This is a genomic window from Streptomyces sp. NPDC047002 (assembly GCF_040704505.1).
Classification (GTDB): domain Bacteria; phylum Actinomycetota; class Actinomycetes; order Streptomycetales; family Streptomycetaceae; genus Streptomyces.
The window spans coordinates 1-2,473 of record NZ_JBEYWC010000060.1 but is presented as its reverse complement, the minus strand read 5'-3'; the positions used below and the strand labels follow the sequence as shown (position 1 = coordinate 2,473).

The window sequence follows — 2,473 nt, the reverse complement described above, 5'->3', positions numbered from 1 at the left end:
ATGTCGTGACTGCGTGCCTTTTGAAGAATGAGCCTGCGAGTTTGCGGTGTGTTGCGAGGTTAACCCGTGTGGGGGAGCCGTAGCGAAAGCGAGTCCGAAGAGGGCGGTTGAGTAGCATGCTCAAGACCCGAAGCGGAGTGATCTAGCCATGGGCAGGTTGAAGCGGCTGTAAGAGGTCGTGGAGGACCGAACCCACCAGGGTTGAAAACCTGGGGGATGACCTGTGGTTAGGGGTGAAAGGCCAATCAAACTCCGTGATAGCTGGTTCTCCCCGAAATGCATTTAGGTGCAGCGTCGTGTGTTTCTTGCCGGAGGTAGAGCACTGGATAGGCGATGGGCCTTACCGGGTTACTGACCTTAGCCAAACTCCGAATGCCGGTAAGTGAGAGCGCGGCAGTGAGACTGTGGGGGATAAGCTCCATGGTCGAGAGGGAAACAGCCCAGAGCATCGACTAAGGCCCCTAAGCGTGCGCTAAGTGGGAAAGGATGTGGAGTCGCAGAGACAACCAGGAGGTTGGCTTAGAAGCAGCCATCCTTGAAAGAGTGCGTAATAGCTCACTGGTCTAGTGATTCCGCGCCGACAATGTAGCGGGGCTCAAGCGTACCGCCGAAGTCGTGTCAATCCAGCGATAGTCCTAACGGATGTTGGGTTGGGTAGGGGAGCGTCGTGTGCCGGGTGAAGCTGCACTGGAAGGTAGTGGTGGACGGTTCACGAGTGAGAATGCAGGCATGAGTAGCGATTCACACGTGGGAAACGTGTGCGCCGATTGACTAAGGGTTCCTGGGTCAAGCTGATCTGCCCAGGGTAAGTCGGGACCTAAGGCGAGGCCGACAGGCGTAGTCGATGGATAACCGGTTGATATTCCGGTACCCGCTGTATGGCGTCAAATATCGAATCCTCTGATGCTAAGGCCGTGAAGCCGCCCTGATCTCTTCGGAGTTGAGGGGAGTGGTGGAGCCGCTGGTCCAAGGTGGTAGTAGGTAAGTGATGGGGTGACGCAGGAAGGTAGTCCATCCCGGGCGGTGGTTGTCCCGGGGTAAGGGTGTAGCCCGCGTGGTAGGTAAATCCGTCACGTGTGTGGGTGAGACCTGATGCCGAGCCGATTGTGGTGAAGTGGATGATCCTATGCTGTCGAGAAAAGCCTCTAGCGAGTTGTATGGCGGCCCGTACCCTAAACCGACTCAGGTGGTCTGGTAGAGAATACCGAGGCGTTCGGGTGAACTATGGTTAAGGAACTCGGCAAAATGCCCCCGTAACTTCGGGAGAAGGGGGGCCATTCCTGGTGATGGACTTTTCGTCTTGAGCTGGGGGTGGCCGCAGAGACCAGCGAGAAGCGACTGTTTACTAAAAACACAGGTCCGTGCGAAGCCGTAAGGCGATGTATACGGACTGACGCCTGCCCGGTGCTGGAACGTTAAGGGGACCGGTTAGTCGATCTTTTGGGTTGGCGAAGCTGAGAACTTAAGCGCCAGTAAACGGCGGTGGTAACTATAACCATCCTAAGGTAGCGAAATTCCTTGTCGGGTAAGTTCCGACCTGCACGAATGGCGTAACGACTTCTCGACTGTCTCGACCATAGGCCCGGTGAAATTGCAGTACGAGTAAAGATGCTCGTTTCGCGCAGCAGGACGGAAAGACCCCGGGACCTTTACTATAGTTTGATATTGGTGTTCGGTTCGGCTTGTGTAGGATAGGTGGGAGACTGTGAAGCTTGGACGCCAGTTCAGGTGGAGTCGTTGTTGAAATACCACTCTGGTCGTGCTGGATGTCTAACCTGGGTCCGTGATCCGGATCAGGGACAGTGTCTGATGGGTAGTTTAACTGGGGCGGTTGCCTCCTAAAGGGTAACGGAGGCGCCCAAAGGTTCCCTCAGCCTGGTTGGTAATCAGGTGGTGAGTGTAAGTGCACAAGGGAGCTTGACTGTGAGACTGACGGGTCGAGCAGGGACGAAAGTCGGGACTAGTGATCCGGCGGTGGCTTGTGGAAGCGCCGTCGCTCAACGGATAAAAGGTACCCCGGGGATAACAGGCTGATCTTCCCCAAGAGTCCATATCGACGGGATGGTTTGGCACCTCGATGTCGGCTCGTCGCATCCTGGGGCTGGAGTCGGTCCCAAGGGTTGGGCTGTTCGCCCATTAAAGCGGTACGCGAGCTGGGTTTAGAACGTCGTGAGACAGTTCGGTCCCTATCCGCTGCGCGCGTTGGAGTCTTGAGAAGGGCTGTCCCTAGTACGAGAGGACCGGGACGGACGGACCTCTGGTGTGCCAGTTGTTCTGCCAAGGGCATGGCTGGTTGGCTACGTTCGGGAGGGATAACCGCTGAAAGCATCTAAGCGGGAAGCCTGCTTCGAGATGAGGGCTCCCACCCACTTGATGGGGTAAGGCTCCCAGTAGACGACTGGGTTGATAGGCCGGAGATGGAAGCCAGGTGACTGGTGGAGTTGACCGGTACTAATAGGCCGAGGGCTTGTCC

General features: G+C 56.5%; 1 rRNA gene (cut by a window edge). It reads left to right on the top strand.

Annotated elements, in window-relative coordinates:
* Positions 1-2,473 (top strand): 23S ribosomal RNA (locus AB0910_RS30870); its annotated part reaches 731 nt to the left of the window's first position; the annotation flags it as partial.